We start from the raw sequence: 24,341 nt of genomic DNA on the forward strand, positions 1-24,341 counted from the left end.
GCCAAAGCTGCAAAGCCGCGTCGGCTGCGTGTAGTTGCGGTCGACATAGAGCAGGGCCGAACCGCCGCTGCCGTGCCGGACATCGATGACGCGGCCGATCATGACATTGTGCGTGCCGACGACATGCACAGTCTCGATCTCGCAATCGAAATTGACGATCGCATCCGAGAGTGCCGGCGTGCCGGAGGTCAGCGTCTGCCAGCGCGCCGAGGCGTAGCGTGCCTCCATGTCCCTGGTCGCGCCGGCGAACTTTCCCGCCAGATGCATGTGGTCATGCGTCAGCACGTTGACGCAGAAGCGCTGGTTGGACAGGAACATGGCGGCCTGCGTCGAGCGCCCGTTCATGCACACCAGCAGCGTCGGCGGCTCGTCGGAGACGCTGCACATGGCGGTGGCGGTGAAGCCGCCGCGCCCTGCCGGGCCATCGGTGGTGACGATGTTGACCGGCGCGCAGACCCTCGCCATGGCGTCGCGGAAATCGGTTTTCGAAATCTGCGTGGCCATCTGGTTTCACTCGGCCGTTGAGACAAGCGGATTGAACCAGGTATCGCCCGTCCAGCCATTCTCGTCATAGTCGGCCATGCAGGTGTCGACGAGCTCTTCCATCGCCTTCAGCCGCCCGCCGCGTTCAGCTCCTTTCAGCACCTGCAGCCGCACCTCTTCCGGCGCGCCGGCATAGTTGAGCTCGTAGAGCGCGTGACGGCCGCCGAACTCGGTGCCGGTCGCGTCCCACAAAAGCTTCATGATCTTGATGCGCTCGATGTGGCCCATGTCGTTGGAGCCGCGCACATATTGCGCCAGATACTTGTCGATCTCGGGGTTGTTGAAGTCGCGCACCGACGACGGCAGGTAGATCAGCCCGGACGCGATCACCCGGCGCACGGTGTCGATGACGCGCGGATAGGCTTCCGACATGAAGGTGCGGTAGGCGAGCGCGGCTTCCAGATTGGGCAGCACCGCACCATTCGCCCACGGGATCGGGTTGTAGGCCATGGCGTTGGAAAAGCTCCAGAACATGTGCCGCAGTGCAATGACCTCGCCCAATGCCGCCTGGTTGCCGCGGAAAGCATCGCCGCCCGTGGCGCGCAGCGCCTTGGCCAGCAGGCCGGCGAGGAAATCGAGCTTGACGGCGAAACGCGTGCAGCCCTGGAAGCAGTAGCCATGCATGAAGCCGGACGCCGGGTGGAAAGACAGGATCTTCTGCGCATCGCGCAGCACCAGCACGTCCTCCCAGGGGATGAAGACATTGTCGAGCACCAGGATCGCGTCGTTCTCGTCGAAGCGTGACGACAGCGGATAGTCGAACGGCGCCGCCACCGTGTTGGCCGTCTGCTCGTAGGAGACGCGGCAGAACATCTTTATCCCCGGCGCATTCATCGGCACGATGAACATCACCGACAGCGACGGATCCTCGGTGACCGTCGCCGATCCCTGCGCCAGGAAGTTATAGTGCGTCAGCGCCGAGGACGTCGCCACCACCTTGGCGCCGGAGACGTAGATGCCGGCATCCGTCTCCTTGGTGATGTGGACGAAGACGTCCTTCACCTGTTCGGCCGGCTTGTGGCGGTCAATCGGCGGGTTGACGATGGCATGGTTCATGAACAGCACGGCTTCCTGGGCACGCCTGTGCCAGGACAGGGCATTGTCCCTGAACGGCCCGTACCAGTCTGCGTTGGCGCCGAGCGTATTCATCAGCGCCGCCTTGTAGTCGGGCGTGCGCCCCATCCAGCCATAGGACATGCGTGACCACTCGGCGATCGCCGTCTGCTGGGCGGCGAGTTCGCCAGAGGATTTGGCGACGCGGAAATATTTGTGGGTGTAGCCGCCCGAGCCGGTGTCGGTCGGCGAAGTCAGCGTGTCCCGTCGCAGGGGATCATGCAGCGCATCGTAGAGGCGCGCCAGCGACCGCGCCGAATTGCGCATCGACGGGTGCGTGGTGACATCGGCAATGCGTTCGCCATTGATATAGACCTCGCGGCCGTCGCGCAGGCTCTCCAGATACTCGGCCCCGGTGAACGGCCGTGCCTTGTCGGCGCGGAAGTCTTCTGATCGCATGATGGTCCTCCTCTTGAGTCGCAACACTAGCGCCTTGGGCATGCATCGGTTATGGACGGAACGGCAAAACCGATTGGACTTTTTCAGGCGCCATGAGCCAGAATTCCATCCCCGACTTCTTCGTCTATGGCGAGCCTGTGCGGCCGCTCGATGTCGGTTTCCTGCATGTCGAGACGGTGCTTGCGCGCAGCAATATCCATCTTGGTCAGGTTGCGGCGCACAAGCATCCGCAGATGGGCCAGATCACCTACTGGACCAGCGGCTCCGGCACCTACCGTATCGAAGACCGATCCTGGGACTTTTCGGCGCCTGCCGTCAGCTTCGTGCCGAGCGCTGTCGTGCATGGCTTCTCGATCGGACCCGGCACCGATGCCATCGTCGTCTCGGTCGCCGACGGCGCGCTCGCGGCCATCGCCGCTCACAGCCTGCTGCCGCTGGACAGGCCGGTCTTTGCCGACGGTCTGCCACGACACGCAGCGTGGGCGAGACTGGCGGCGGTGCTGGAGATGATCGCCGCCGAATATGCCGAGGCGCAAGCCGGCAATGACAGGGTCCTGCCGGCGCTGATCGCCGTCGCACTCTCCCACATTGCGCGCCTCAGCCCCGGCGTGACCGCCTCCGCCGCCTCTTCCGATGCTTCGCTGGCGCGGGGCCTGCGTCGGCTCGCCGACACGCATTTCCGCGACAACTGGCCGGTCGATCGCTACGTCGAGGCGCTGGCCACCACGCCGCATCTTCTCGACAAGGCTGCCCATGCGGTTCTGGGCGCCGGCGTCAAGCGGGTCGTCAGCGAAAGGCGGCTGCTGGAGGCCAAGCGCCTGCTGCTGTTCACCGTACGCACGGTGGAGGACATCGCCTACGAGATCGGCTTCGACGACCCGGCGTATTTTTCACGGTTCTTTCGCGCGCGAGTCGGCGAAGCGCCCGCCGCCTGGCGCCGGAAGCACTTGCAGGGCCATTGATCCTGCGTGAAATGCAGACCCCGTGACGCGCAATCCTCGATGCTTGCAGCCACAGCCACTTTTTCGTGAAGCTGAACGGGTTGATCCCTTCGCCTGCCTGCCTAGGTAGAAAGGAGCGGCGGGTGCCACGCAAATCTGACATCGGACCAATCTGACGGTCGGCATGATATTTTCCTGCATTCAAAAGCTTGCCCTTCCTATTCTCTTCGTTGGCATCCAGTCTTCCTGCGTCGTTCCCGACGATACGTCGCGCGTGGCCAAGGTTGACCCCACCGCGGCGGCGGCTCGCAAGGAGATGGTCGGCCTCAGCGAAGCCGACGTCCGCATGTGCGCGGGGTTTCCGACCGCCACCGCGGACGCCGGCCGATCGGGCCAGATCTGGTCCTATAAGCGCGTCGTTCAGCGCGGCAATCTCAGCATCGTCGTCCCAACCATGGCATTGGGCGCGATCCCGGCGGTCGGTGGCTCCGTCAATGTCGCTCCCGGCGGTTATTGCGATACGCAAATTCGCATGGTCGACGGTCGCGTCGCCGAAGTTGCCTACGCCGGCGACAACAATATGCCGAACAGGCGCGACGCGCTTTGTGTCAGCACGGTGGACGCCTGCGTGACCTATGCGCGTCAACACGGTCAGAGGCCAGTGGCAGCGAAACGGCGATGACGGTCACGCAAATATCGTTGAGGGCTTGACTGACCCGCCGGACAGAATACGCTAGCGCAAAATACCGGCTCTGATCGCCGGGCGGCAAGAATGCCTCGTATGCCTCGCCCTCCCGGCGCTGGCTGCGAGGCATTGTCATTTTGGGGATCTGTTTGAAACGGCGTATCGAGATCGGCATCCTATATTCCCGCTCGGGGAGCTATCAGCTCGTCTCCGATGCGTGCCGCATCGGCGCCATGCGCGCCATCGCCGACATCAACGCCGATCGCAGCTCAGGTATCGAACTGGTGCCGGTCGAGCGCGATCCGCAAAGCAATGCCGACCGCTACGCAACGCTGTGCGAGGATATTTTCAGGACCAGCAGCGCGCGCCATGTCGTCGGGTGCGTCACCTCGTGGAGCCGCAAGGAAACCATTCCGGTGCTCGAGAAGGCGGGCGGCATGCTGTGGTACGCCTGCCCCTATGAGGGCTTCGAGGCCAACGAGCACGTCGTCTACATGCACGCCTGCCCCAACCAGCATCTGGTGCCGTTGATGGCGCATGTCGTGCCGCGTTTCGGCGCCAACGGTTTCCTGCTTGGCTCGAACTATATCTGGGGCTGGGAGATGAACCGCGTCGCCCGCGACCTGATCGCCGATGCCGGCGGCAAGGTTCTGGGCGAACGCTATCTGCGCATCGGCGAGACCGACGTGTCGCGTCTGATCGCGGAAATCCGCGCCACGCGGCCGAACTTCATCCTCAACAACCTGATCGGCACCTCGTCCTACGCCTTCCTCGCGGCCTATCGCGACCTAGGTCACGAGGATGCCGCCTTCAGTCCCGAGACTTGTCCCGTCATCTCCTGCAACCTCACCGAAGGTGAGCTGCCGGCGATCGGTGAATCCGGCAAGGGACATCTATCGGTCGGGCCGTACTTCGCGCCGCGGCCGGCCGCCTTCGCCTCGTCTTTCGAGGCCTCCGCCTATGCCTCCGTGCAGGTGATGGCCGACGTGCTCTCCAGCAATCCCGAAGCCGGTCCGGCGGAATTTTCCAGAGCCTTCGCAGAACGCCGCTTCTCCACCCGGCTCGGGCCGATCGCCATCGACGCGCACTCGCAGCACGCCACATTGCCGGTGATCATCGGGCGGATCGCGGACGGCTTCTTCGAGGTCGTCAGCCGCGAAGACGAAGTCACGCCGGATCCCTATCTGTCGCGCTACGACCCGGCAAAAACATTCGGCCGCCCACGCCTGAGGGTGGTGTCGTGACGAGAGCCCCACGCATCCCCAATCTCGGCGGCGCCAAGGCGTTTATCCTGCATCGCCCGCATCCGACTGTGCAGGCGATCACCAGGCAATTGTCGGCCATCGGCCTGATCACGCTGGATTGCTGGCCGGAACTGCCGCCCGAGGCGCTGGCGGCCGATTTCGTGTTCTTCGACGCCGATCTCGGTTTCGACGAGCAGTTCCCCTGGAAGCCGGGCGAGGCGCCGATGCCGCTGGTGGCGCTGATCGGCTCCGAGGCGCCGGGCCGCATCGAATGGGCGCTGTCGCACAAGGCCGATGCCCAGCTCCTGAAGCCGGTCGGCAATGCCGGCGTCTACAGCGCGTTGCTGATCGCGCGCCAGAGTTTCGAGGCGCGAAAACACCTGGCCAGTGAGATTGCCTCGCTTCGCCAGCGCGTCGCCGAGCGCCAGACGATCGTGCGCGCGGTCACCGCACTGGCGAAAGGCACCGATGACGGCCGCGCCTATGCGCAGCTTCGCTCGCTGGCTATGAGCTGGCAGATCAGCGTCGAGGATGCCGCGCGGCGGATCGTGGCAATGACAAGTGAAGAAGCAACAGGGGAAGAAGGCGGCGATGACCAGTCCCATCGCGCCTGATCTCACCGCGCCAGGGCGCATGCCGGTCAAACCACGCGCCGGCGTCTGGCGCCGGCTGGTCAGGCGCCGTCTCGCACTGCTTGGGCTGATGATCGTCGCCATTGTCGTTGCCGGCGCCGTGCTGGCGCCATGGCTGACTGGCTATGATCCCAACGAGCAGATGTTCGACGGCCTGACCATCGAGGGCTCGCCCTTGCCGCCGGATGCAAAATTCTGGCTGGGCACCGACCTGCTCGGCCGTGACCTGTTGACCCGCATCCTCTACGGCGCCCGCACCTCGCTGATCATCGGCATCGTCGCCAATGGCGTGGCGCTGTTCATCGGCACGCTGGTCGGTGTTGTCGCCGGCTATTTCCGTGGCTGGATCGGCAGCGCGCTGATGCGCTTCACCGATTTGATGATGGCGTTTCCGGCACTGCTGCTCGCCATTTGCCTGGCGGCGGTGTTCGAGCCCAGCCTGTGGATCGTCGCCATGGTCATCGCGCTGGTCAACTGGGTGCAGACCGCCCGCGTCATCTACACCGAAACCTCTTCGCTGGCCGAGCGCGAATTCATCGACGCCGAACGCACCATTGGGGCGAGTGCACCGCGCATCCTGTTTCGCCATATCCTGCCGCATCTGCTGCCGACCATCATCGTCTGGGGCACGCTCGGCATCTCGACCACGGTGCTGCTCGAGGCGACACTCTCCTTCCTCGGCATCGGCGTGCAGCCGCCGACGGCGTCGTGGGGCAACATCATCTTCGAGAACCAGACCTATTTCCAGGCCGCACCCTGGCTGGTGTTCTTCCCCGGTGCCGCGATCCTGGCGCTGGCGCTGGCCTTCAACCTGATCGGCGACGCACTGCGCGACATCCTCGATCCGACACAGAGGGGCCGGGCATGATCGCCTATCTCGGCCGCCGCCTGATCCAGTCGCTGCTGATCCTGCTCGGCGTCTCGCTGATCACTTTCGCGCTGCTCTATCTCCTGCCCGCCGATCCGGTGCGCCAGATCGCCGGTCGCAGCGCCACGCCGCAGACGGTCGAGAACATCCGCCAGCAGCTCGGCCTCGACCAGCCCTTCATCGTCCAGTACTGGCGCTATCTCACGAAGCTCATCAGCGGCGATCTCGGCCGCTCCTACATCCAGCGCTCCGAAGTCACCGAGCTGATCGTCTCACGGCTGCCGGCCAGCTTGTTGCTGATGGTCGGCGCCATCCTGTGCGAGCTGCTGCTCGGCCTGAGCATGGGCCTGATCGCTGCCGTCAAGCGCGGTACCGCCACCGACCAGACGCTGATGGTCGCCTCCTTCGTCGGCGTTTCGGCGCCGCAATTCGTCGTCGGCCTGCTGCTGCTCTACGTCTTTGCCGTGCGGCTCAGCTGGTTCCCGATCGGCGGCTATGGCACCTGGCGTCATCTCGTGCTGCCGTCGCTGACCATGGGCATACTCGGCGCCGGCTGGTACGCCCGCATGATGCGCTCGTCGATGATCGATGTTCTGCGCCAGGATTATGTCCGCACCGCCCGCGCCAAGGGCCTGGCGCGGCGAGCCATCCTGTTCCGCCATGCACTGCCCAACGCCATCCTGCCGGTCATCGCCATGATCGGCATCGACATCGGCATCTTCATGGGTGGCATTGTCGTCGTCGAAAGCGTGTTCGGCTGGCCTGGCATCGGCCAGCTGGCGTGGCAGGCCATCCAGCGCGTGGACATCCCGATCATCATGGGCGTCACCCTGATCTCGGCCTTCGCCATCGTGCTCGGTAATCTGCTGGCCGACGTCATCGCGCCCTTCATCGACCCCCGCATCAAGCTCAGATGAAAATGAAAACCAGATAGAGAAAGGGAACATAAAAATGAAAAAGTTTCTCGCATCCACGGTAGCGGTATCGGCGCTGGCGCTGATGCTCGGCATGACAAGTGTTCGCGCCGAAGACGCCGTCGACCCGAACGCCAAGCAGGGCGGCGCCATCACCATCACCTACAAGGACGATGTCGCCACGCTCGATCCGGCGATCGGTTATGACTGGCAGAACTGGTCGATGATCAAGAGCCTGTTCGACGGGCTGATGGACTACGAGCCGGGCACCACCAATTTGAAACCCGACCTCGCCGAAAGCTACGAGATCTCGCCCGACGGCAAGACCTTCACCTTCAAGCTGCGCCATGGCGTGAAATTTCACAATGGCCGCGAAATGACCGCCGACGACGTGAAATATTCGCTCGACCGCGTCACCAATCCAAAGACCCAGAGCCCCGGCGCCGGCTTTTTCGGCTCGATCAAGGGCTATGACGATGTCGCCGCCGGCAAGGCCGAGAGCCTCTCCGGCGTCACCGTCGTCGACCCCTACACGGTCAAGTTCGAACTGACCCGCCCCGACGCAACCTTCCTGCATGTCATGGCCATCAACTTCTCGCATGTCGTGCCGAAGGAAGAGGTCGAGAAATACGGCGCCGATTTCGGCAAGCATCCGGTCGGCACCGGCGCCTTCAAGCTCGCCGAGTGGACACTCGGCCAGCGCATCGTCTTCGAGCGCAATGCGGACTATTGGCACAAGGGCCTGCCGCATCTGGACAAGATCACCTTCGAGATCGGCCAGGAGCCGATCGTTGCGCTGCTGCGCCTGCAGAAGGGCGAGATCGACGTGCCCGGCGACGGCATTCCGCCGGCAAAATTCCAGGAGGTGATGGCTGATCCCGAGCAGAAGGCGCGCGTCGTCGAAGGCGGCCAGCTGCACACCGGCTATGTCACCATGAACACCACCATGGCGCCGTTCGATAATGTGAAGGTGCGCCAGGCGGTCAACATGGCGATCAACAAGGCGCGCGTGATCCAGATCATCAACGGCCGCGCCGTGCCGGCCAATCAGCCGCTGCCGCCGTCGATGCCGGGCTACGACAAGGAATACAAGGGCTATCCCTATGACGTCGCCAAGGCCAAGGCCCTGCTTGCCGAGGCCGGCCATCCCGATGGTTTCGAGACGCAATTGTTCGCCATGAACACCGATCCCAACCCGCGCATCGCCCAGGCGATCCAGCAGGACCTGGCGGCCATCGGCATCAAGGCCAGCATCCAGTCGCTCGCCCAGGCAAACGTCATTGCCGCCGGCGGCGACAAGGCCGGCGCACCGATGATCTGGTCCGGCGGCATGGCCTGGATCGCCGATTTCCCCGATCCGTCGAACTTCTACGGCCCGATCCTCGGCTGCGCCGGTGCGGTGCCGGGCGGCTGGAACTGGTCGTGGTATTGCAACAAGGATCTCGACGCCAAGGCGGCCGAGGCCGACTCGGTGGTCGATCCCGCCAAGGCTGGCGAACGCGACAAGATGTGGAGCGCCATCTACGACAAGGTGATGGAGGACGCGCCTTGGGCGCCGGTCTTCAACGAGCAGCGCTTCACCATGAAATCGGCGCGCATGGGCGGCGCCGACAACCTCTATGTCGACCCGGTCCATATCCCGATCAACTACGACAATGTGTACGTAAAAGATGTGCAATAACTGCGACTACACCATCCACGGGCGCCAACATCATTTCGGCTGGGACAATTCGTTTGCCCCGGCCGAGCGGGTGGCGCCCGGCTCGACCATCGAGTTCCAGTGCCTCGATTCCTCCGGTGGCCAGTTGCAGGCCGACAGCACGGTCGCCGACGTCGCCAAGCTCGACTTCGCCACCGTCAATCCGGTGACCGGGCCGATCTTCGTCGAGGGCGCCGAGCCGGGTGACGCACTGAAGGTGACGATCGAGATGTTCAAACCGTCCGGCTTCGGCTGGACGGCCAACATTCCGGGCTTCGGGCTGCTCGCCGACGACTTCAAGGAGCCGGCGCTGAACATCTGGAAGTACGACGCTGCCTCGCTCGAGCCGGCGCTGTTCGGCAAAAATGCGAGGGTGCCGCTGAAACCCTTCGCCGGCACCATCGGCAACGCCCTGGCGGAAAAGGGTCACCACTCGGTGGTCCCGCCAAGACGCGTCGGCGGCAATCTCGACATCCGCGATCTCGCCGCCGGCACCACGCTGTACCTGCCGGTGGAAGTGGCGGGCGCGCTGTTTTCGGTCGGCGACACCCATGCCGCGCAAGGTGATGGCGAGGTCTGCGGCACGGCGATCGAAAGCCCGATGAACGTCGTGCTCAAGCTCGATCTGGTCAAGGACGCCAGGCTGAAGACGCCGCGCTTCACCACGCCAGGCCCGGTGACGCGCCATCTCGACGCCAAGGGCTATGAGGTGACGACGGGAGTTGGGCCGGACCTGATGACGGGTGCAAAGGAGGCGGTTGCCCAGATGGTCGACCTGCTTTCCACCCGCTACAGAATAGACCCCGTCGAGGCCTACATGCTGGCCTCGGTCTGCGGCGATCTCCGCATCAGCGAGATCGTCGACATGCCGAACTGGGTGGTGTCGTTCTACTTCCCGCGCTGCGTGTTTGAATGAGGTTGGGCCGGCGCTGCACCCCCCTCTGTCCTGCCGGACATCTCCCCCGCAAGGGGGGAGATCGGATGTCACGACGGGCTTCGCCACTTTTCAACGGTGACGAATGGACGCCGCGGCAAGGCCGCCAATCTCCCCCCTTGCGGGGGAGATGTCCGGCAGGACAGAGGGGGGTGTGCCGGAGTAAATCCCCCTCCGGGTCACACGCGCAATGATCGCCGCCAGCAAACCCATACTCGACATCGCCAACCTCTGCGTCAGCGTGCGCGGTGAGGACGGCGAGCGCGAGGTCGTCTCCGACCTGTCGCTGACTTTGGCGCGTGGCGAGACGCTCTGCATTGCCGGTGAATCCGGCTCCGGCAAATCGATGACCGCACTGGCGATCATGCAGCTTCTGCCGCAGCCTGCCGCCCGGATTTCATCCGGCAAAGTCCATCTGGGCGATACAGATCTGACGACTCTGGACGAGCGCCGGATGCGGCGCATCCGCGGCGACCGCATCGCCATGATCTTCCAGGAGCCGATGACCTCGCTCAACCCGGTGCTGTCGATCGGCCGGCAGCTCACCGAATCCATCGAGGCACACACCAGCCTGTCGCAGGGCGAAGTCCGCCAGCGCGCCATCGAGGCTCTGAAAGCGGTGCGCATTTCGGAAGCCGAAAGCCGGCTGAAGCAGTTTCCGCACGAACTGTCCGGCGGCATGCGCCAGCGGGTGATGATCGCCATGGCGCTGGCGCTCGAGCCGGACGTGCTGATCGCCGACGAGCCGACGACGGCACTTGACGTCACCGTGCAAGGCGAGGTGCTGGAGCTGCTGCGCGACCTGCAGCGCCAGCACGGCACCAGCGTCATCCTGATCACCCACGACATGGGCGTGGTCGCAGAGATGGCCGACCGCGTCATCATCATGCGGCATGGCCGCATGGTCGAAGAGGGGAAAACCGCCGACATTTTTTCCAGGCCACAAGCCGACTACACGCGCGAACTGCTTGCCGCCGTACCGCGCATCGGCAGCGGCGTCGGCCGACAGACATCCAGGGAGGCCGAGGCGACGACGGCATCGGCCAATGTCGCCGAGGTCAAGGACCTGCATGTCCGCTTCGACCTGCATGGCGGTTTCTTCGGTCGGGTCAACCGGCGCGTTCACGCCGTCGAAGGCGTTAGCTTTTCGATCGCGGCCAACGAGACGCTGGCGCTGGTCGGCGAATCCGGTTGCGGCAAGTCGACCACCGCCAAGGCGCTGGCCGGACTGGTGCCCTACAGCGGAGGCGTCGTCATCGGCGGCCGCAATTTGTCTGGCCTTGGCCGCGACGAGCGTAAGGCGGTGCGCCGCGACGTGCAGATGATTTTTCAGGATCCCTACGCCTCGCTCGACCCGCGCATGCGCGTCGGCGAACTCGTCGCCGAGCCGCTGCTGATCCATGGCATCGCCTCGAAGCAAGAGCGCAGCGACCGTGTGGCCGCGCTGTTCGAGCGCGTCGGCCTGTCGGCCGATCAGATGGAACTCTATCCGCATGAATTCTCCGGCGGCCAGCGCCAGCGCGTCTGTATTGCGCGTGCCCTTGCGCTGCGGCCGAAGCTGATCATCGCCGACGAAAGCGTCTCGGCGCTCGACGTCTCGGTGCAGGCGCGCGTGCTCGATCTGTTGAAGGAATTGCAGCGCGAATTCGGCGTCGCCTATCTCTTCATCTCGCATGACATGGCTGTGGTCGAGAACATCTCCGACCGCGTCGCCGTCATGTATCTCGGCCAGATCGTCGAGATGGGCACGCGCGACCAGGTCTTTTCCAACCCGCGTCATCCCTACACCAGGCGGCTGATCGAAGCCGTGCCCGTGCCCGATCCGGCTAAGCGGCGAAGCCGCTTCGCCCGCCTCGACCAGGAGATCCCGAGCGCCACCCGCAGGATCGGCGAGGCGCCGTTGAAACTGGCGCTGAGGGATGTCGGCAACGGCCACCTCGTCGCCGCCGAGGGCTGAGGCAAGTACCGCCGCGGGTCGCGGTTCACGTGTTTGTGTTTCTATCTCGGGCTCAACGCCGGCATTCTGTCCCCAAAGCGCATCGCTTCGAACACGAAATCCGGGACGGCCTCTTGCCCTCTGTCCCTATCTTCCTCATGTTCAATACCATTGCGATGATCGATCGTAGGAGGGTCGGTCGGATTCATCGCTATGGGAGGAAGTCAACCATGAAGGTAAGCCTTTTCGTTTCCGCGGCACTTCTCGCCGCATCCGCGATCCCCGCCTCGGCCGCCGACATTTCCGACGGCAAGGTCAAGATCGGCATCCTCAACGACCAGTCGGGCGTCTATGCCGATTTCGGCGGCAAGTGGTCGGTCGAGGCGGCCAAGATGGCGGTCGAGGATTTCGGCGGCAAGGTGCAGGGAGCGCCGATAGAAATCATCAGCGCCGACCACCAGAACAAACCGGATATCGCCTCCAACATCGCGCGGCAGTGGTACGACACCGAGCAGGTCGATGCCATCATGGAACTGACGACCTCTTCGGTGGCGCTCGCCGTCCAGGGGATTTCCAAGGAAAAGAAGAAGATCGACATCGTCACCGGCGCGGCGACCACGGAGCTGACCGGCAAACAATGCTCGCCTTACGGCTTTCACTGGGCCTATGACACACATTCGCAGGCGGTGGGAACCGGCGGCTCTCTCGTGCAGCAGGGCGGCGACAGCTGGTTCTTCGTCACCGTCGACTATGCATTCGGCTATTCGCTGAAGGATCAGACCACCAAGTTCGTCGAGAGCCATGGCGGCAAGGTGCTGGGCGAGGTGCGTTATCCCCTGGGATCGACCGATTATTCGTCCTTCCTGCTGCAGGCGCAATCGTCCGGCGCCAAGGTCATCGGCCTGGCCAATGCCGGCCTCGATACCTCCAACTCGATCAAGCAAGCGGCCGAATTCGGCATCGTGCAGGGCGGTCAGCGTCTTGCCGCACTCCTGTTCACGCTGGCCGAGGTGCATGGGCTTGGCCTTCAAGCGGCGCAGGGCGTTGTGCTGACCGAAGGCTATTATTGGGATCGCGACGACAAGAGCCGCGAATTCGGGCAGCGCTTTTTCAAGCGCACCAACCGCATGCCGAACATGATCCAGGCCTCGACCTATTCGGCGGTGACGCAGTACCTGAAAGCGATCGACAAGGCCGGCACGGACGAGACCGAAGCGGTCGCCAAGCAACTGCATTCGATGCCCGTGGACGACGCCGCGATAACCAACGGCAAAGTGCAGGCGGACGGCAACATGGTCCATGACATGTACCTCTATCAGGTCAAGTCGCCAGCCGAGAGCACCCAGGAGTGGGACTACTACAAATATCTCGCCACCATTCCTGGCAACGAGGCCTTCCTTAGCGAAAAGGAAAGCGGCTGTCCGACGGCCGGCCAGTGATCGGCGCGGCCGATGGCGCCGACTGACCTGAGCGCGAACGAGCCGCCTGTGGTGCTTTCCGCCCGCGGGTTGCGGCGCGACTTTGCCGGCTTCATCGCCGTCAAAAACGTCGATCTCGATGTCCGCCATGGCAACATCCATGCCCTGATCGGACCCAACGGCGCCGGCAAGACGACCGTCTTCAACCTGCTCACCAAGTTCCTGGCGCCGACCAGCGGCAGGATCGAGCTGCTCGGCCACGACATCACCCGCACCTCGCCGGCCAGGGTCGCGCGGATGGGCCTGGTGCGCTCGTTCCAGATATCGGCGATTTTTCCGCACCTCAGCGTGCTCGACAATGTGCGCGTCGCGCTGCAGCGGCCGGGCGGGCTCAGCGTTCAGTTCTGGCGCTCGCTGGCGGCGCTCGACCGGCTGACGCCGCGCGCCGAGGAATTGCTGCGCTCGGTCGGTCTCGACGACGCCAGGAACAGGCTCGCCGGCGACCTTTCCTATGGCAGGAAACGCGTGCTCGAGATCGCTACGACCCTGGCGCTCGATCCGAAAGTGCTGCTGCTGGACGAGCCGATGGCCGGCATGGGGCATGAGGACGTGGCCACGGTTTCCAGCCTCATCCGTTCGGTGGCCAGGGATCGCGCCGTGCTGATGGTCGAGCACAATCTGACCGTCGTGGCCGACCTTTGCGACTGGATAACGGTCATGCAGCGCGGCGAGGTGCTGGCCGCCGGCGACTACGCCACCGTCAGCCGCGACGAGCGCGTCAAGATCGCCTATATGGGCACCGCCGATGACTAGTGCCGCACCTCTGCTTGCAGTCAGCGGCCTCAACGCCTGGTATGGCGAGGGCCATGCGTTGCACGGCGTCGATCTGGAGGTGTTTGCCGGCGAGACGGTCACGCTGCTCGGCCGCAACGGCGTCGGCAAGACGACGACGCTGCGCGCCATCATGGGGCTGATCCGCAAGCGAACCGGCCGGATCGCTTTCGACGGCCAGGATCTGATGCGGCTGCCGCTGCACCGGACCGCGCATCAAGGCATCGGCTTCGTGCCGGAGGAGCGCGGTATCTTCGCGACGCTGACCGTCGACGAGAACCTGGTTCTGCCGCCGGTCGTCGCGCAGGGCGGCATGAGCGTCGAGGAGATTTTCGACCTGTTCCCCAATCTGAAGGAGCGGCGCAACAGTCCAGGCACGAGGCTGTCGGGCGGCGAACAGCAGATGCTGGCGATCGCGCGCATGTTGAGAACCGGTGTGAAAATGCTGCTTCTCGACGAGCCGACGGAGGGTTTGGCCCCCGTCATCGTGCAGCGCATTGGCGCGTTGCTGGCGACGTTGAAAAAGCGCGGCATGACGATCCTACTGGTGGAGCAGAACTTCCGCTTCGCCAGCCGTGTCGCCGATCGTTTCTATCTGATGGAGCACGGCAAGGTGGTGGCGGGGTTTCCGGTCGGCGAGCTGCCGGACCGCATGACGCAGCTCCACGAAGTCCTGGGTGTATGATGGCGCCATGACGATGATCTTCGGCATCCCCGTTCAGGCTTTCCTCGGCCAGTTGCTGGTCGGCCTGATCAACGGCTCGTTCTACGCCATGCTGAGCCTGGGCCTGGCTGTCATATTCGGCCTGCTGCGGGTCATCAATTTCGCCCATGGCGCCCAATATATGCTCGGCGCCTTCGTCGGTTATCTGCTTCTCACCTATCTCGGCATCGGCTACTGGCCCGCCTTGATCCTTGCGCCGCTGATCGTCGGTGCCTTCGGCATCGTGGTCGAGCGCCTTGCGCTGTCGAGACTGTACGATCTCGATCCGCTCTACGGCCTGCTCTTCACCTTCGGCCTCGCGCTCGTGCTCGAAGGCATCTTCCGCTACTATTACGGCGTCTCGGGAAACCCCTACGCCGTGCCGCCGCTGCTTTCGGGAGGCACCAATCTCGGCTTCATGTTCCTGCCCAACTATCGCGGCTGGGTCGTCGTCGCCTCGCTGATCGTCTGCTTCGGAACCTGGGCGCTGATCGAGAAGACCAGGCTCGGTTCCTACCTGCGCGCCGCGACGGAGAATCCCCGCCTCGTCCAGGCTTTCGGCGTCAACGTGCCCTTGCTGCTGACCCTGACCTACGGCCTCGGCTCCGCGCTGGCCGGGCTTGCCGGGATTCTGGCAGCGCCGATCTATCAGGTGAGCCCGCTTATGGGGTCGGATCTCATCATCGTCGTCTTCGCCGTCGTCGTGGTCGGCGGCATGGGATCGATCCTTGGCGCCATCGTCACCGGCTACATGCTTGGCCTTGCCGAAGGCCTGACCAAGGTCTTCTACCCCGAGGCCTCCAACCTCGTGGTCTTCGTCATCATGGCGATTGTGCTTCTGGTCCGGCCGGCCGGCCTGTTCGGAAGGGACGCCTGACATGTCGGAACTGACGCTTCGCGAGACATCGGCCAAAACCTCGGCACGGCTTGAATGGACGCTGGTCGGGCTCGGCATCCTGGCGCTGCTGGTGGCGCCTTTCCTGGTCTATCCGATCTTCCTGATGAAGATGCTGTGCTTCGCGCTGTTTGCCTGCGGGTTCAATCTTCTGCTTGGTTACACCGGGCTGCTGTCATTCGGCCACGCAACCTTCTTTGGCGGCGCCGCCTACTTCACCGCGCATGCCGTCAAGGTCTGGGGCTGGCCGCCGGAAGCCGGCATTCTGCTCGGCATGGCGGGTGCGGCCTTGCTCGGCCTCGTCATGGGCTTCTTCGCCATTCGCCGGCAAGGCATCTATTTCGCCATGATCACGCTGGCACTGTCGCAGATGTTCTTCTTCTTCTGCGTGCAAGCGCCGTTCACGCAAGGCGAGGACGGCATTCAGGGCATACCGCGCGGCATGCTGCTAGGCGTCCTCGACCTGAACGTCTCGCTGAACATGTATTATTTCGTGCTGGCGGTGTTCCTGATCGGCGTCTTCGCCATCTGGCGCATCGTCAATTCGCCATTCGGCATGATCCTGCGCTCGATCCGGGAAAACGAGAATCGCGCCATTTCGCTGGGCTATTCCGTCGCCAACTACAAGCTCGGCGCCTTCGTCATGTCGGCGGCGCTGGCCGGGCTGGCCGGCTCGCTCAAGGCGATCGTCTTCCAGTTCGCCACGCTCACCGACGTCACCTGGCAGATGTCGGGCGAGGTGATCCTGATGACGCTTCTCGGCGGCATCGGTACGATGGTCGGGCCGATCATCGGCGCCAGCCTTGTCATCGGCCTGGAAAACACGCTTGCCACTTCCGGCTTTCCGGTGACCATCGCCACCGGCCTGATCTTCATGGTGTGCGTGCTGATCTTCCGGCGCGGCATCGTCGGCGAATTTTACGCGCGGATTTTCGGGCGGGCGGGAAAGGACTGATCAGCTGCAGGTTGGTGGGACGCGGTTTGCGCGTGGTGACATGCGTCACCACAATGAGCACCTGTCCGGATTCTTCAGAAAACTATAGACCTCGATCAATCGAGGCGACTGCTTGCGACCTGGGGCAATCGCGACCCCATCGGAACGGGTGAGCACTGCTGTGGACAAATCGTGATGCGTGCATTCTTTCGATTGGTTGCGGTTATGACCGTGGTGTCCGGCGTGACCGGCTGCACCAGCATTTCCTACTACGCGCAATCCATGAAGGGTCATCTGCAGATCATGACCGCACGCCAGGATGTCGGAAAACTGATCGAGGATCCTTCGACGCCGAAGGCGTTGCGCGCCCGAATGGCATCGGCGAGCGCTATACGACAGTTCGCAACGGATGAACTGGCGCTGCCCGACAACAACAGCTACCGCAGCTATGTCGACATTGGTCGGGACTCGGTGACATGGGCTGTCTTCGCCGCGCCGGCATTTTCGCTGACGCCGCGAACATGGTGTTTTCCTGTTTTCGGCTGTGTTCCCTACCGGGGGTATTTCTCCAGGAAGTCCGCGACTGAAACCGCTGTCGAACTTCAAGAACAGGGCATGGACGTCTATGTGACGGGCATCACTGCATATTCCACGCTCGGCTGGTCAAGTGACCCGCTGCTAAGCACGATGTTCGGCGAGGATAAAACCTATCTTGCAGGGCTGATTTTCCATGAACTCGCCCACCAGCGCGTCTACGTGCACGACGATTCCGCATTCAACGAGGCGTTCGCTGTCGCCGTCGAAACAACCGGCGTGAGAAAATGGTTGCGCATGACTGGCGATACCGCCGCATTGCGCCGTTACGAAGCCGCCCGGAGACGCAAGGCTGAATTTCTTGCGCTGGTGTCGCGGACCCGGGACGAGTTGGCGCAAGTCTATTCCAACGCCGGCACCTCGGAGCAAAAACTGGCCGCAAAGACGGCCGCTATTGAACGGCTGCGGATGCGCTACCGGCACATGCGCGACAGACGCTGGGGCCGATACCGGGGATACGATGCCTGGTTCGCCTCCCCGATCAACAACGCGAAGCTCGCCGCGACGTCCGTTTATAGCGATCGGGTGACCGCGTTTCTGCGCCTGTTCGACTTGTGCTCGGGCGACTATGTCAGGTTCTATGCATCGGTCCGGCGGATTGGCGCACTGGACGAAGCTCACCGCGTCGAAGCACTTGCCGCGGCAGATCGCTGTTATTGAGTCAGCCCGTGAGGCGTCCACGAAACAACGTGCAGCCGTCCGTCAGGCGCGACCTGGAGATATCCCGGAATCCGGCCTCGGTCATCCACGCGCGATACTGACCCTCAGTGTACGATTCGCCGTGGCGATAGAGGTTCAGGAAGGTGAGATTGAGAAAGACACCCTCTGGCGGGCCGAGGCGGTCGTCATCGACGACACCCCACCCGGCAATTGCGATCTCGCCGCCATGTGTAAGGCAACGCGCCGCGTTCAGGATCGAACTGCGCGCCTGGTCCGGCGGAAGCACCTGGACGACGGCCTTCAGGATCGCCAGATCGTGCCGACCGACCGATGGCGCGACGGTTATGTCCCCCTCTTCGACAACCACGTCGTCGGCACCGTATTCCGACAGGATGGCTGGCGCGACCGCTGAGACCGTCGGCAGTTCCATCAGCGTCGCCGCAATGTGCGGCCACCGCTCGCGAAGCCCGACCAGTATGGTCCCGGCACCCCCGCCGATGTCGATCACCGAACCGACCGCCGAGAGGTCCATCTCCTGGGCCAGATGTCGGCCGAAAATCACCCCACCCGGTGCGAGCATGCGGCTGAAGGCCGCCGCGGCCTCAGGTCCCGCTTCGGAAAAGTCGTGCAGCGCAGCCGGCCGGTTCTGCCGCAGCGACTCGGCGGTTAGTAGGTCGGCTCCCCAGAGCTCGCGCAGGAGCGCATGATCGCCGCCGCGATAGCTTGGCTTGGACGCATCGAGGAAGGCCGACGCTTCGGCTCCGTTGCGAAATTCACCATCCTTGACTTCAAGGAGGCCGATGCTGGCGAGCGCGTAGAGGAGCCGCGACAGACGATCGGGTTCGACTTTGAGCGTGGCCCCGAGGCTGTCAGCAGTCAGCGCGCTTTCACCGAGCCGGGTGAAGATGCCAAGGTCCAATCCGGCGCGAAGCGCCAAGGCGGGGGGCACCGCTGCGATCAGCTTGTCGATCCGGTCAGAATCCACCATGTCACATCCCCTCCGCGATCCAGGATCGGCCTTGAAACAACTCCCATGGACTAGAACTTACAGTCCCGACGTCCGGATGGCGACGGACCGGCCGAGAACTCCCAGTGGTGCGGTTGGGAGCGCGCGCGGCTCTAGTCTGAGAACTTCACGCTCACGCCGCGCTGCCGAAAATAAGCCTGCATCAACTTGCGGCCCGAGCGGTTGTTCTGCGCCAGTTTGGTCGGATCGAACACCGCCTGTTTTATCCCCTCCCGCGTCAGCGCCGCCTTAAGCGTCGCGATATGTGCGTCGATGTCGGCATTGTCCGCCCGGAGCGAGGCATAGATGCTCTCGGTCGCCTCGGCCACGGTCAGTTCGCTCATTGGTGTCGTCCTTTGGTTGGTTGGGCGGCGCTTAGCACAGATTCGCGGTCCGCCGATACCGAGACCGTCAGTACACAGCGCCCGCCGCGAAAGCGAACCGTTCCTTATGGGGCTTCGTAAAGTTCCAGCGGCAATCCATCCGGATCTCTGAAAAAAGTAAACCGTTGGTCTGTGTATGGGTCGATCCGGATTGGCTCAAAGGCAACGCCTGCGGCTTCCAGGCGGATAATTACGGGCTCAAGATTAGCCACAGCAAATGCCAGATGTCTCAGGCCTGTAGCCTCTGGGTGGGATGGCCGCATCGCCGGTGCAGGGAAGGAGAACAATTCCAGTTGGGCCGACCCGATCCGCAGATCCGCCTTCCATGACTGCCGCTCCTCCCGATAAACCTCCCGGATCAGATCGAGGCCGAGGAGTTCGACGTAGAACCGTCGCGACCGGTCATAGTCGGTGCAGATGAGCGCGACGTGGTGAATGGCGTTCAGCATGCTGCTAACTCCAGTCAAGGGGATATGAGGCCAAGGTGCTTCAAGTCCTGGATCGTCGCGCGCCGCGGCTCTGATTTATGCCGTCGCTCAATCTCACCCATAACACCCGCGTTCCACCGCCAGCCGCCGCACCAGCGCCAGCACGGCATCGATGGTCGGGGTCGGCTTGTCCGTTAGCCGGCCAAGTTCCTGCACCGCGCTCACCAGCGCGTCGATCTCCATCGGCCGGCCGCGCTCCAGGTCCTGCAGCATCGAGGTCTTGTGTTCGCCGACATCGCCGGCGCCCTTGATGCGCCGGTCGACCGCTATGGGAAAACGCACGCCGAGGCTTTCGCCGATCGCCTGCGCTTCCAGCATCATGGTGCGGGCGAGCGCGCGGGTGCCATCGTCGGCGACAATCGCGGCCAGCGTGCTGCCGGTCAACGCCGAGATCGGGTTGAAGGAGAGATTGCCCCACAGCTTCACCCAGATCTCGCTGCGGATGTCGTCACGCACCGGCGCCTGCAGGCCGGCCTTGACCATCTCCTCGGCCAGAAGCGTGACCCGTCCGCTGCGCTCGCCGGAGGGTTCGCCGAGCGAAAACCGTTTGCCCTCGACATGGCGGATGAGGCCCGGCGCATTGACTTCGACGGCGGGATAGACGACCGAGCCGATGACCCGCTCCGGCCCGATCCGCTGCCAGATCGCGCCGCCGGGGTCGACCGCGTTCAGCCTGGTGCCTTCCAGCGGCCCGCCGACGCCGTGGAAATACCACCAGGGCACGCCGTTCTGCATGGTGACGACTGATGTGTGGTCCCCGAGCAGCGGCGCGATCTGGTCAAGGGCTGGCGAGAGCGAATGGGCCTTCAGCGCCAGCACGACGTAATCCTGCGCGCCAAGCTCGTCGGCTTTGGCGGCGGCCCGGACGGGGACCGAAATCTCCTGGCCATCCTCGATCAGGCGCAGGCCGTCTGCCTTGATCGCTTCCAGATGCGCCCCGCGCGCGACGATCGAAAGATCGGTCCGCCCAGTCATGGCAAGCTTGGCCGCGAGATAGCCGCCGATCGCACCGGCGCCGAAGATGGTGATCTTCATCGTCAAAGCCCGAGTTTGGCGGCAAGGCCGATGCGCTGCAATTTGCCGGTCGCGCCCTTGGGGATCTCGTCCAGGATCAGGATCTTGCGCGGCACCTTGAAGTCGGCAAGCCGCGTTGCGGCATAGGTGCGGATGTCACCCTCGGTGGCGCTGATGCCTTCACGCAGCACAACCGCCGCGGCCACCTCCTCGCCAAGCTTGTCATGCGGCATGGCGAAGGTGACGACCTGCGCCACCGCCGGATGGTCCATCAGCACATCGTCGACCTCGAGCGGCGAGATCTTTTCGCCGCCGCGGTTGATGATCTCCTTGAGCCGTCCGGTAACCCTGAGATAGCCGTCTTCGTCGAGCACGCCCTGGTCGCCGGTGTGGAACCAGTCATGCGCGAAGGCGGTGGCGTTGGCATCCGGGTTCTTCTCGTAGCCAACAGTCACATTGGGCCCGCGAATGACGATCTCGCCGGTCTCGCCGGCATTAAGCAGCCGACCGTCAGGCGCCATGACAGCCACGTCCGGACCGGCGGAGGCGCCGACGCTGCCCGGCTTGCGCTGGCCCGGCGGCAGCCGGTTCGACGCCATCTGGTGCGCCGCCTCGGTCATCCCGTAGGATTCGATCACCGGACAGCCGAAGGTCGCTTCCAGCTCAGTCATCACCTGCGCCGGCAGCGACGCCGAGGACGAGCGGATGAAGCGAAGACGCGCCGCCGCCAGCGCCTCGGTGTTGCGTGCCGCCCGGGGCAGGATTGCCTGATGCATGGTCGGCACCGCCGTGTACCAGCTCGGCTGCGCCTCGCTCAGCCACTGGAAGAAGCGCAGCGCGTTGAAGCCGGGCGTGCAATAGATGCTGCCACCGGCAGCCAGTGACGACAGCACGGCCGCGATCAGGCCGTGAATGTGGAACAGCGGCATGATGTTGAGGCAGCGGTCATCGGCCGTCAGGCCAAGCGTGCCGCCGATATGGGCAGCCGAGGCTGCGATGTTGGCATGGCTGAGCGGCACCAGTTTTGGCCGCGACGTCGTGCCCGAAGTGTGCAGCAACAGCGCGATGTCACCGTCCTGCGCCATATCAGGCGCTGCCGGCGCTCCGATCGCCGCACCCTCGATTTGGAAGCTGCCGGCAGGTGTGTCCGGCTGCACGACAAGCCGCAGCACGCCGATGCCGAGGCGCTCGGCCACCGTCACCGCCGGGCCGGTCTCGCCCTCCGCAACGAGGATCGCCTTGGCGCCGATGTCGGACAGGTAGAAATCGAACTCGTCTGCCCGGTAGGCGGGATTGAGTGGCGCCGTCGAGGCGGCGGCCGCCACGGCGACGAAGGCGGTGGCCATTTCGGGCCCGTTCGGCAGCATGATCGCCACCCTGTCGCCCCGGCCGATGCCGCGCGCGTGCAGCTGTTTTGCCGTGTCGGCAATCAGGTGGCGCAATCCGCCATGGGTGAGCGTCGCCCTGTCGGGTGCCGAAATCGCCGGAGCATCATCGGCGCCGGCGGCGAGACGGCGGGAGAGGTCTGCGTGGGTTTCGGTTTGGGTCATGATCACCGGCTATGTTTCAAGTGTAGAAGTCTTGCATGCGATTTCGGCCCAAGATAGTCGCTTCGGACCAATTGTCGACGTTAGCGCCGCCCCTCATCCGCCTGCCGGCGCCTTCTCCCTGTATAGGGACGGGAGAAGGGGGAGCCGCACCCTCCTGGACGTTTCTTGCAACGCTGGCGATTGGCGAAACCCTCGATGAAAGCGTCTTTCTCCCCGTCACTATACGGGGAGAAATGCCCGGCAGGGCAATGAGGGGCGGCGCCAACGCTCGCTGGCAACTGCCGCCTTCTCCGTGTCGCAAGGCCGTGCCGATCGCCTCAATATCCAAGCGCCAAACCATCCTTGCGCGGATCGGAGGCGCCGGTCAGCGTCCCCTTCTCCCAGTCGATCAGCACCACCTGTCCGCCGCCCAGCGGATGATGCGGCTCGGCTATGCGATGGCCACGCCGGCGCAGGCCCTCGATCGCTTCGCTGGGAACGCCACGCTCGGCCTCCACCGTATCGTCATTGTAGAACACCCTCGGCGCATCCAGCGCCTGCTGCGGATCCATGCCGAAATCGATCATGTTGGTCAGCAGATGGACATGCCCGAACGGCTGGTAGCCGCCGCCCATGACGCCGAACGGCATCACAACGCGGCCGTTCTTCGTCGCCATGCCCGGCATGATCGTGTGCATCGGCCGCTTGCCCGGCGCGATCGCGTTCGGATGCGCAGGCTCAAGGCGGAAGCTGGAACCGCGGTTCTGCAGCACGATACCGGTCTTCGGGCCGACGACGCCGCTGCCGAACGAATAGTACGTCGAGTTGATGAAGGAGACAGCGTTGCGGTCGCGGTCGACGATGGAGATGTAGACCGTGTCGCTGCCGGGCAATTCCACGCGCGGCAGATGCGTCATGGCGCGGTCGCGGTCGATCTCGGCGCGCAGCCGGTCGGCATAGGCGCCGGACAGGAGCTCTCTGATCGGCACAGGGACATGGTCCTGGTCGCCGAGATAGCGGTCGCGGTCGCGATAGGCCAGGCGCCCGGCCTCGATCTCCAGATGCAGGCGCTCGGCGCCATTGGGGTCGAGTCCGCCAAGCTCGAAGCCCGACAGCAAATTGAGCATCAAAAGCGCCGTCAGCCCCTGATTGTTTGGTGGCATCTGGTGGATCTCATGGCCGCCATAGGAGGTGCTGACCGGCGCCACATAATCGCCTCGGGTCGCGGCGAAATCCTCGGCCGAATGAAGTCCGCCCAATTCGTTGAGCCGGCTAACCATATCGTCGGCGACAGCGCCTTCGTAGAAACCGGCCCGGCCGTGTTTGGCGATGATGCGCAACGTCGCCGCCAGTTCCGGCTGCCTGTGGATGTCACCCGCCTTCGGTGCCTTGCCGCCGGGCAGGAAGATGCGCGCGGCGTGCTCGTCGGTCGACAGATCGGTCTCCGGCTCGGCCCAGTCGAAGGCGACGCGATCATGCACGACATAGCCGTTTTCGGCATAATGGATGGCCGGCGCCAGCACCTCGGCAAGGCCCTTGCGGCCATGGTCTTCGAGCAGGCGGCTCCAGGCATCGACGGCGCCCGGCACGGTGACCGCGTGCGGTCCCTGCAGCGGGATGCGGTCGAAGCCTTTTTCGCGATACCAGTCGACCGTCGCCTTGGCTGGCGCTCGGCCTGAACCATTGAAGGCCAGCACATTGCCTTGCCCTGCCGGGCTATAGATGACGAAGCAGTCGCCGCCGATGCCCGTCGATTGCGGCTCGACGACGCCCTGCACGGCGGCGGCGCAGACGGCGGCATCCATGGCATTGCCGCCGGAGCGCAGCATCTCGATGGCCGCGAGCGTTGCAAGCGGATGCGACGTCGCGGCGACCGCCTGCGTGGCACGAACCGGCGAGCGGCCTGGAAACTGGAAATCACGCATTCTGTCTGGATATCCCCTGGTCACGTCTGCAAATTGGTCACTTCTGCGAATTC

General features: G+C 64.1%; 23 protein-coding genes. 15 read left to right on the plus strand and 8 right to left on the minus strand.

Annotated elements, in window-relative coordinates; translation table 11 throughout:
* A partial coding sequence (locus tag EOA19_RS15880; RefSeq protein WP_128304147.1) for a flavin reductase occupies positions 1-504 on the minus strand: 504 nt, incomplete at its 3' end.
* Positions 505-510: 6 nt separating this feature from the next.
* On the minus strand, positions 511-2,055 hold the full coding sequence (locus EOA19_RS15885) for a 4-hydroxyphenylacetate 3-hydroxylase N-terminal domain-containing protein (RefSeq protein ID WP_023810827.1): 1,545 nt from the start codon (positions 2,053-2,055) through the stop codon (positions 511-513).
* A 92-nt stretch (positions 2,056-2,147) separates the two neighbouring features.
* Here EOA19_RS15885 and EOA19_RS15890 point away from each other — a divergent pair, with 92 nt between their 5' ends.
* From EOA19_RS15890 to EOA19_RS15965, 15 genes are all read left to right on the plus strand, one after another.
* Positions 2,148-3,017, plus strand: a complete 870-nt coding sequence (locus EOA19_RS15890; protein WP_023810826.1) for a helix-turn-helix domain-containing protein — start codon at positions 2,148-2,150, stop codon at positions 3,015-3,017.
* Positions 3,018-3,270: 253 nt separating this feature from the next.
* Positions 3,271-3,678 carry a hypothetical protein gene (locus EOA19_RS15895; protein ID WP_245273201.1) on the plus strand — a complete coding sequence of 136 codons (408 nt, stop codon included), beginning with the start codon at positions 3,271-3,273 and terminating at the stop codon, positions 3,676-3,678.
* 152 nt (positions 3,679-3,830) lie between these two features.
* Positions 3,831-4,925 carry a transporter substrate-binding protein gene (locus EOA19_RS15900; protein WP_128304148.1) on the plus strand — a complete coding sequence of 365 codons (1,095 nt, stop codon included), beginning with the start codon at positions 3,831-3,833 and terminating at the stop codon, positions 4,923-4,925.
* On the plus strand, positions 4,922-5,539 hold the full coding sequence (locus EOA19_RS15905) for an ANTAR domain-containing protein (protein ID WP_023810823.1): 618 nt from the start codon (positions 4,922-4,924) through the stop codon (positions 5,537-5,539). Before EOA19_RS15900 ends, EOA19_RS15905 begins: the two co-directional genes overlap by 4 nt.
* 19 nt (positions 5,540-5,558) lie before the next feature.
* Entirely contained in the window at positions 5,559-6,425 is an 867-nt protein-coding gene (locus EOA19_RS15910) for an ABC transporter permease (protein WP_196815320.1), read from the plus strand.
* Positions 6,422-7,342, plus strand: a complete 921-nt coding sequence (locus EOA19_RS15915) for an ABC transporter permease (RefSeq protein WP_023810821.1) — start codon at positions 6,422-6,424, stop codon at positions 7,340-7,342. The genes EOA19_RS15910 and EOA19_RS15915 overlap by 4 nt, the downstream gene beginning before the upstream one ends.
* Positions 7,343-7,376: 34 nt before the next feature.
* Positions 7,377-9,020: an ABC transporter substrate-binding protein gene (locus tag EOA19_RS15920; RefSeq protein ID WP_128304149.1), complete on the plus strand. Its 1,644-nt coding sequence runs from the start codon at positions 7,377-7,379 to the stop codon at positions 9,018-9,020.
* The gene (locus EOA19_RS15925; RefSeq protein ID WP_023810819.1) at positions 9,010-9,954 is read left to right on the plus strand and encodes an acetamidase/formamidase family protein; all 945 of its coding nucleotides are present in this window, start codon (positions 9,010-9,012) and stop codon (positions 9,952-9,954) included. Before EOA19_RS15920 ends, EOA19_RS15925 begins: the two co-directional genes overlap by 11 nt.
* Before the next feature lie 208 nt (positions 9,955-10,162).
* Positions 10,163-11,929, plus strand: coding sequence for an ABC transporter ATP-binding protein (locus EOA19_RS15935; RefSeq protein ID WP_023810818.1), 1,767 nt, complete (start codon positions 10,163-10,165; stop codon positions 11,927-11,929).
* Between the two features lie 209 nt (positions 11,930-12,138).
* A complete protein-coding gene (locus EOA19_RS15940; protein WP_128304150.1) occupies positions 12,139-13,347 on the plus strand; it encodes an ABC transporter substrate-binding protein in 1,209 nt (402 codons plus the stop codon).
* Between the two features lie 12 nt (positions 13,348-13,359).
* The gene (locus EOA19_RS15945; RefSeq protein ID WP_023810815.1) at positions 13,360-14,139 is read left to right on the plus strand and encodes an ABC transporter ATP-binding protein; all 780 of its coding nucleotides are present in this window, start codon (positions 13,360-13,362) and stop codon (positions 14,137-14,139) included.
* Positions 14,132-14,842, plus strand: coding sequence for an ABC transporter ATP-binding protein (locus EOA19_RS15950; protein ID WP_023810814.1), 711 nt, complete (start codon positions 14,132-14,134; stop codon positions 14,840-14,842). Before EOA19_RS15945 ends, EOA19_RS15950 begins: the two co-directional genes overlap by 8 nt.
* A 7-nt stretch (positions 14,843-14,849) precedes the next feature.
* Positions 14,850-15,737, plus strand: a complete 888-nt coding sequence (locus EOA19_RS15955) for a branched-chain amino acid ABC transporter permease (protein ID WP_023810813.1) — start codon at positions 14,850-14,852, stop codon at positions 15,735-15,737.
* A 1-nt stretch (position 15,738) separates the two neighbouring features.
* The gene (locus EOA19_RS15960) at positions 15,739-16,710 is read left to right on the plus strand and encodes a branched-chain amino acid ABC transporter permease (RefSeq protein WP_023810812.1); all 972 of its coding nucleotides are present in this window, start codon (positions 15,739-15,741) and stop codon (positions 16,708-16,710) included.
* Positions 16,711-16,884: 174 nt separating this feature from the next.
* On the plus strand, positions 16,885-17,943 hold the full coding sequence (locus EOA19_RS15965) for an aminopeptidase (protein WP_128304151.1): 1,059 nt from the start codon (positions 16,885-16,887) through the stop codon (positions 17,941-17,943).
* Between the two features lies 1 nt (position 17,944).
* On the opposite strand, the gene EOA19_RS15970 is transcribed toward EOA19_RS15965, so the two are convergent.
* From EOA19_RS15970 to ggt, 6 genes are all read right to left on the minus strand, one after another.
* Positions 17,945-18,931, minus strand: a complete 987-nt coding sequence (locus EOA19_RS15970; RefSeq protein WP_128304152.1) for a methyltransferase — start codon at positions 18,929-18,931, stop codon at positions 17,945-17,947.
* A 131-nt stretch (positions 18,932-19,062) separates the two neighbouring features.
* Positions 19,063-19,293, minus strand: coding sequence for a hypothetical protein (locus EOA19_RS15975; protein WP_023810809.1), 231 nt, complete (start codon positions 19,291-19,293; stop codon positions 19,063-19,065).
* Between the two features lie 104 nt (positions 19,294-19,397).
* On the minus strand, positions 19,398-19,781 hold the full coding sequence (locus EOA19_RS15980) for a VOC family protein (protein ID WP_128304153.1): 384 nt from the start codon (positions 19,779-19,781) through the stop codon (positions 19,398-19,400).
* Between the two features lie 93 nt (positions 19,782-19,874).
* Positions 19,875-20,855: a 2-dehydropantoate 2-reductase gene (locus tag EOA19_RS15985; protein WP_128304154.1), complete on the minus strand. Its 981-nt coding sequence runs from the start codon at positions 20,853-20,855 to the stop codon at positions 19,875-19,877.
* A 2-nt stretch (positions 20,856-20,857) separates the two neighbouring features.
* Complete coding sequence (locus EOA19_RS15990; protein ID WP_128304155.1) at positions 20,858-22,384, minus strand: acyl--CoA ligase; 1,527 nt, start codon at positions 22,382-22,384, stop codon at positions 20,858-20,860.
* A gap of 317 nt (positions 22,385-22,701) precedes the next feature.
* Complete coding sequence (gene ggt / locus EOA19_RS16000) at positions 22,702-24,288, minus strand: gamma-glutamyltransferase (protein ID WP_128304156.1); 1,587 nt, start codon at positions 24,286-24,288, stop codon at positions 22,702-22,704.
* Positions 24,289-24,341 lie beyond the last annotated feature (53 nt).

It is taken from the genome of Mesorhizobium sp. M7A.F.Ca.US.010.02.1.1, from assembly GCF_004023085.1.
Lineage (GTDB): Bacteria > Pseudomonadota > Alphaproteobacteria > Rhizobiales > Rhizobiaceae > Mesorhizobium.

Excerpts from the sequence above, each read along its gene's own strand:
- EOA19_RS15945 (WP_023810815.1), top strand. The coding sequence starts at position 13,360 with ATGGCGCCGACTGACCTGAGCGCGAACGAGCCGCCTGTGGTGCTTTCC.
- EOA19_RS15950 (WP_023810814.1), top strand. The coding sequence starts at position 14,132 with ATGACTAGTGCCGCACCTCTGCTTGCAGTCAGCGGCCTCAACGCCTGG.
- EOA19_RS15980 (WP_128304153.1), bottom strand. The coding sequence starts at position 19,781 with ATGCTGAACGCCATTCACCACGTCGCGCTCATCTGCACCGACTATGAC.
- EOA19_RS15965 (WP_128304151.1), top strand. The coding sequence starts at position 16,885 with ATGCGTGCATTCTTTCGATTGGTTGCGGTTATGACCGTGGTGTCCGGC.
- EOA19_RS15935 (WP_023810818.1), top strand. The coding sequence starts at position 10,163 with ATGATCGCCGCCAGCAAACCCATACTCGACATCGCCAACCTCTGCGTC.
- EOA19_RS15955 (WP_023810813.1), top strand. The coding sequence starts at position 14,850 with ATGACGATGATCTTCGGCATCCCCGTTCAGGCTTTCCTCGGCCAGTTG.
- EOA19_RS15990 (WP_128304155.1), bottom strand. The coding sequence starts at position 22,384 with ATGACCCAAACCGAAACCCACGCAGACCTCTCCCGCCGTCTCGCCGCC.
- EOA19_RS15915 (WP_023810821.1), top strand. The coding sequence starts at position 6,422 with ATGATCGCCTATCTCGGCCGCCGCCTGATCCAGTCGCTGCTGATCCTG.
- ggt (WP_128304156.1), bottom strand. The coding sequence starts at position 24,288 with ATGCGTGATTTCCAGTTTCCAGGCCGCTCGCCGGTTCGTGCCACGCAG.
- EOA19_RS15920 (WP_128304149.1), top strand. The coding sequence starts at position 7,377 with ATGAAAAAGTTTCTCGCATCCACGGTAGCGGTATCGGCGCTGGCGCTG.
- EOA19_RS15975 (WP_023810809.1), bottom strand. The coding sequence starts at position 19,293 with ATGAGCGAACTGACCGTGGCCGAGGCGACCGAGAGCATCTATGCCTCG.
- EOA19_RS15940 (WP_128304150.1), top strand. The coding sequence starts at position 12,139 with ATGAAGGTAAGCCTTTTCGTTTCCGCGGCACTTCTCGCCGCATCCGCG.
- EOA19_RS15885 (WP_023810827.1), bottom strand. The coding sequence starts at position 2,055 with ATGCGATCAGAAGACTTCCGCGCCGACAAGGCACGGCCGTTCACCGGG.
- EOA19_RS15890 (WP_023810826.1), top strand. The coding sequence starts at position 2,148 with ATGAGCCAGAATTCCATCCCCGACTTCTTCGTCTATGGCGAGCCTGTG.
- EOA19_RS15910 (WP_196815320.1), top strand. The coding sequence starts at position 5,559 with ATGCCGGTCAAACCACGCGCCGGCGTCTGGCGCCGGCTGGTCAGGCGC.
- EOA19_RS15985 (WP_128304154.1), bottom strand. The coding sequence starts at position 20,855 with ATGAAGATCACCATCTTCGGCGCCGGTGCGATCGGCGGCTATCTCGCG.
- EOA19_RS15970 (WP_128304152.1), bottom strand. The coding sequence starts at position 18,931 with ATGGTGGATTCTGACCGGATCGACAAGCTGATCGCAGCGGTGCCCCCC.
- EOA19_RS15925 (WP_023810819.1), top strand. The coding sequence starts at position 9,010 with ATGTGCAATAACTGCGACTACACCATCCACGGGCGCCAACATCATTTC.
- EOA19_RS15960 (WP_023810812.1), top strand. The coding sequence starts at position 15,739 with ATGTCGGAACTGACGCTTCGCGAGACATCGGCCAAAACCTCGGCACGG.